A 4785-nucleotide genomic window follows, 5' to 3' on the forward strand; every position below is an offset into this window, starting at 1 on the left:
CCGTAGCGTGAATACCCGCCACAGCAGGGTCATTCACCACGAACCGCGAAGAGCCAGATAACCGCAAAATGGCCGAGGAAACCTGAGCGTCAAGTCCATGTCGACGCTCAGGGAGAAGTTTCGCCCCCGGCGGTGAGGCAGACTTCGTCACCTACTGGTCCCCGCTCACGCGCGACCATATTCCCGACGTTGCATCTTCAAGAGCGTGGCAGGCTCCGGAGCATTTTCTCAACCGCTTCGGAGAGCGCGTCAATCCGGCGCTGCATCTTTAAAAGCATGGCAGGTTCCGTCATCCCAAGCGTCGACAGAGGTCGCGAAGAATGCATAATCGCATCGCGAAACTCCCCGAAACCTCTGTCCACCTTATTCCAGCCGGTGCCTGTGCGCGCCACCGCTGCCCTGAACTCTGAATCCTTGCCACAGATATCGATAAGATCCTGGAGGCTGACGCAGGAAATCTCGTCGAGAAACCTGTCTCGGGATCTCAGATCGGCAACTATTGCCTTCTGACTCTCCAGTCGCCCCGCCTTAAGGAGGGAGATGGCCTTACTTTGATCGGGATATCTTAGGCGCAAATATTCGCCGAGAAGTATTTCGAGGAGGGATAGATGAGAGTAGAAATGCGCCCGCACCCCGACTGACCCTAAGTCGGAGGGCGTAAGGAAGCCGGAGAAGCCATTTTCCTCCAGCACGAAAAGGAATGGCCTACTATTCAGGCGATTAATGATCGTCTCTAGTCGCGTCTCGCCCGAAACTATGGTAGCCGAGTTCAGCGGCTCCATAGCCTCGCTCACGAGCGCCCCGTGGGAACTATCCCCAAACGCGCTGTAGGCAAATAACCCGATCGGCGAACCCTCTTCGAGTACGGGTGCAAAATCATACTGCCGATCCAGCATTTTCTCAGAGGCCTCGACCGCAGAGTCTTCCGGACGCAGGCACAGTCCTTCCGTGAGCGGGACCGCCAACTGTTTGGCCCGAACGGAGACGACATCGATCCTCAACCGCAAGCTTTTCACCAATGAACCCTATCGCAATTGGGGCTACCGCAAGATCAGGCTTCAGCCTGACCTGATCGTGCGGCAATCTCAATCTCTTTACATTCCTGAAACTTACGTAAATATTGTCGACAACGGCCTCCGACTAATCTCACGAGCATTTGTGACAAACTCACTTCTCAGTAAGGTCGCAGAGTAGCGCTATCGTAAGCGGAGAATCGTCCTCAGCGTCTTCGCTGACTACGACGATACCTCCACCGGTGTGGCCTTAGGGAGGTCGTTCAAAGTGCTGCCGTCACTGAGCATCAGGCTCACACAATCCTGATGGTTCCGCTCGTGCGACAGGGCGCTACCACTGGCTTCGATCCATTGCACGACGCCTTCGTAGGTCCTGCCGCCGTGTTGAAAGTGCACTCTTCGCGCGCGCTGCATGGCGAAGATGTCACCCGCCTGGATCACTCAACATCCTCCTGATCCTTGGGGCCTCGGTCAGGCGACTCGTGGAGCCAGATCGCTCGGTCAAGATTCCGCACCTCTACACCGAGGGCAGCAGCGGCCTCAGTAATCAGCCGGGTTGCCTCGACCGCGTCGACGGGAGCGCCTGTTGCTCGTGCTAGGAAGCGTCGAACCATCGTGTCTGGCTTTGTACGAGTAGATTGTCCAGCATTCATGAGCAGGTAGGCCCAGGACTGCTGACCAAGGCCCTTCACAGAGCACCATGCCCGCTCTGCCGCGCTCTCGTTCGCGTGATCCAGGAGCTGCTGTGTGGTGGTGACCCCGAGATCGGCTAGGCCGGCCAGAGCGTCATAGATGGCCTCAGAGCGCAACCGGCCAGTCTTCGGGAAAGCTGCTCGCGTATCGAGAATCTCGGTCGAGAACGCGCGGGCGCCTCCGGCAGCATCCATCGCGCCAATAAGGTCCGGCCCAGAGTCCGTGCTGGGGTCCGCTCCGGCATCGATGCGGTGCTCGCGGTAGCGGCGCAGAACGTTGCGAACAGCCGCCGATGTGTTCTGCAGGGAGTATGCGGAGTTCAGGGCACAGAGGGCGAGGGAGCCCTGCATCTCCACGGGAGCGCCCCAGGTTGCAGGGTCACCTAGGTCGCTGCGTATCGCTGCGAGGACCCTCTCGAGGTGCGTATCAGTCGTCATGGCGACAACATAGCCGGTCATACGGACAAACGGACTGTCGCCCAGATAGGTGACATCGCACGTACCCCATGGATTCATCAGTTCTTCCCACCCCGTCGGCCGTAGATCGTTTTCTCGTACTGCTCGGGAGCGGCGATGGGGAGAAGTCCCCGTCCGGCCTCGAGCCTCGAACATCGGAAGCCGGGCCATGAGCACCTCGATCACCTGGGCTCGATCACCGCCGGATGCCGGCGGCCTCGCAGGTGCCCGGGGCGGGGCGCACAGGGACCGTCGGCCCCGGGACTACCGTGGACCTCCCCAGATCCCCGCGCTCGAAGGAACCCTCCCCCATGCCCTGCACCACGATCCTCGTCGGCCGCCGCGCGAGCGCCGATGGCTCTCCTCTGGTCGCCCGCAACGAGGACTCCAGCGACGGGACCTTCGATCCCAAGCGGGTCGTGGTGGTGCAGCCGGCCGATCAGCCCCGCACCTACACCTCCGTGATCGGCAAGCGCACGATCGCCCTGCCCGAGGAGCCGCTGCGGTACACCGCGATCCCGGATGCGCTGGGGCAGAACGGGGTGTGGGCGAGCGCCGGCATCAACGCGGCGAACGTCGCCATGAGCGCCACGGAGACGATCACCAGCAACCCGCGGGTGCTCGGCGCCGACCCGCTCGTGGAGCACGACCCGGCCACGGGCACGCCCGGCGGGTTCGGCGAGGAGGATTTCGTGACGCTGGTCCTGCCCTACATCCGCTCCGCGCGCGAGGGTGTGGAGCGGCTCGGCGCGCTGCTCGCGGAGCACGGCACCTACGAGATGAACGGGATCGCCTTCAGCGACGAGCAGGACATCTGGTGGCTGGAGACGGTGGGCGGGCACCACTGGATCGCACGGCGCGTCCCGGAGGATCACTACGTGACGATGCCGAACCAGCTGGGCATCGACTCCATCGACCTCGACGACGCGGAAGGGCCGGGCCGCGACCACCTGGCGAGCCCCGACCTGCGGGAGTTCCTCACCGCCCATCACCTGGACCTCACCCAGCGGGACGTGGACGATGCATCGCCGGCGGTGTTCAACCCCCGCGAGGCATTCGGCTCCCACACGCCCGCGGACCACGTCTACAACACGCCCCGCGTTTGGTCCATGCAGCGCATCCTGAACCCCACGAGCGCGGACTGGGACGCGGGACTGCCCGGGGCGAGCCCGGAATCGGACGATCTCCCGTGGAGCCGGCGGCCCGAGCGCCTGCTCACGATCGAGGACGTCAAGGACGTGCTCAGCTCCCACTACCAGGGCACGGTCTTCGACCCGTACTCCGCCCGCGGCACCGCGGCGGAGCGCACGGCGTTCCGCCCCATCGGCATCAACCGCCACAACGCGCTCGCGATCCTGCAGATCCGCCCGGACCTGCCGGAGTCCCATCGGGCGCTGCAGTGGGTCGCCTACGCCTCGCTCCCGTTCACCACGCTGATCCCGATGTTCACGAACGTCGAGGTGGCACCCGCCTATCTCACAACCACCACCGGCACCGTCAGCACGGACAGCTTCTACTGGACCTCACGGCTGATCGCCGCCCTGGCCGATGCCCACCACGCCGAGATCATCCCCGCGATCGAGCGCTACCAGCAGCGCACCTTGGCCCTTGGTCACGCCGCCGTGCACGCGGCGACCGCGGCGGCATCGTCGGCCGACGACGCCGCGGTGCCGGGCCTGCTCGCCGAGGCGAACACGAGGATCGCCGAGCAGATCCGCACCGCGACGGACGCGCTGCTGGGCGAGGTCCTCGCCACCGCGAGCAACCACATGACGAACCGGTTCTCGCGGTCCGACGGGTGAGAACGGTGGCCCCTCGGCTCATCGCCGGCATCGATCTCGCGGCGGACCCGCGCAGGACGGGCCTCGCGGTGCTTCGCGAGGAGCGCCACGTGGTCCGCATCGACGACGTCCACGTGGGGGCGAGCGACGACGACGTTCTCGGGGCGATCATCCCTGCCTCGAAGGCCGGCGTGGACGTGCCCTTCGGATGGCCGCGCCGGTTCGTCGATCTGGTCGCCGGGCACCAGGCCGGCGATCTCGAGTCCCCGGCGGACACCGGACCGGCCTGGCGACGGGCCGTTCTCTTCCGAGAGACGGACCTCGAGGTGCGCCGGCGGGTGGGCAAGACGCCGCTCAGCGTCGCCGCGGACAAGATCGCCTACCCTGCCATCCGCTGGGCGGCGATCGCCGCGCGCCTGCGAGAGCAGGACATCCCCACCCCGCTCGACGGAAGCGGCGTGGCCTGCGAGGTCTACCCGGGCGCCGCGCTGGCCGCATGGGGATTCGGAGCCCAGCGCTACAAGAAGGCCGCCGGAGCTCTGGTGCGCGGCGAGCTCGTCGAAGAGCTCAGCGCCCGGTGGCCGTGGCTGGACTGGGCAGGACATGAGGGCGTGTGCGCGGCCTCGGACGATGCACTCGACGCCGTGATCGCCGCGGTGGTCGCCCGAGAGGTGCTCCTGGGCAGGGCGGTCTCTCCACGAGCGGAACTCGCCGCCGCTGCGGCCGACGAAGGATGGATCTGGCTGCCCACGCCGGAGTGAGGGTCCTCGCCGGTCAGGCGGTCGCTCCCCTCCCCCGTTACCTTGTTCGTAGCCCCGGACCTCTCCGGGATCGGGGTTGCTG

Annotated in this window: 4 protein-coding genes; 2 read left to right on the top strand and 2 right to left on the bottom strand. The window is 65.3% G+C overall.

Going from position 1 to position 4785, the window contains the following annotated elements:
- Window positions 1-197: 197 nt before the first annotated feature.
- Both ACTH43_RS18290 and ACTH43_RS18295 read right to left on the bottom strand, forming a co-directional pair.
- Window positions 198-1001, bottom strand: coding sequence for a CBS domain-containing protein (locus ACTH43_RS18290; RefSeq protein ID WP_441446314.1), 804 nt, complete (start codon window positions 999-1001; stop codon window positions 198-200).
- Window positions 1002-1450: 449 nt separating this feature from the next.
- Window positions 1451-2143, bottom strand: a complete 693-nt coding sequence (locus ACTH43_RS18295) for a hypothetical protein (RefSeq protein WP_441446315.1) — start codon at window positions 2141-2143, stop codon at window positions 1451-1453.
- A 329-nt stretch (window positions 2144-2472) separates the two neighbouring features.
- Here ACTH43_RS18295 and ACTH43_RS18300 point away from each other — a divergent pair, with 329 nt between their 5' ends.
- Both ACTH43_RS18300 and ACTH43_RS18305 read left to right on the top strand, forming a co-directional pair.
- Window positions 2473-3963: a C69 family dipeptidase gene (locus ACTH43_RS18300; protein ID WP_441446316.1), complete on the top strand. Its 1491-nt coding sequence runs from the start codon at window positions 2473-2475 to the stop codon at window positions 3961-3963.
- A 5-nt stretch (window positions 3964-3968) separates the two neighbouring features.
- The gene (locus ACTH43_RS18305; RefSeq protein WP_441446317.1) at window positions 3969-4703 is read left to right on the top strand and encodes a DUF429 domain-containing protein; all 735 of its coding nucleotides are present in this window, start codon (window positions 3969-3971) and stop codon (window positions 4701-4703) included.
- Window positions 4704-4785 lie beyond the last annotated feature (82 nt).

Origin of the sequence: Brachybacterium sp., from assembly GCF_052095815.1 — a bacterium.
In the GTDB taxonomy this organism is placed as follows: domain Bacteria; phylum Actinomycetota; class Actinomycetes; order Actinomycetales; family Dermabacteraceae; genus Brachybacterium.

Coding starts and splice junctions, on each gene's coding strand:
- ACTH43_RS18295 (WP_441446315.1), bottom strand. CDS start 2,143: ATGACGACTGATACGCACCTCGAGAGGGTCCTCGCAGCGATACGCAGC.
- ACTH43_RS18300 (WP_441446316.1), top strand. CDS start 2,473: ATGCCCTGCACCACGATCCTCGTCGGCCGCCGCGCGAGCGCCGATGGC.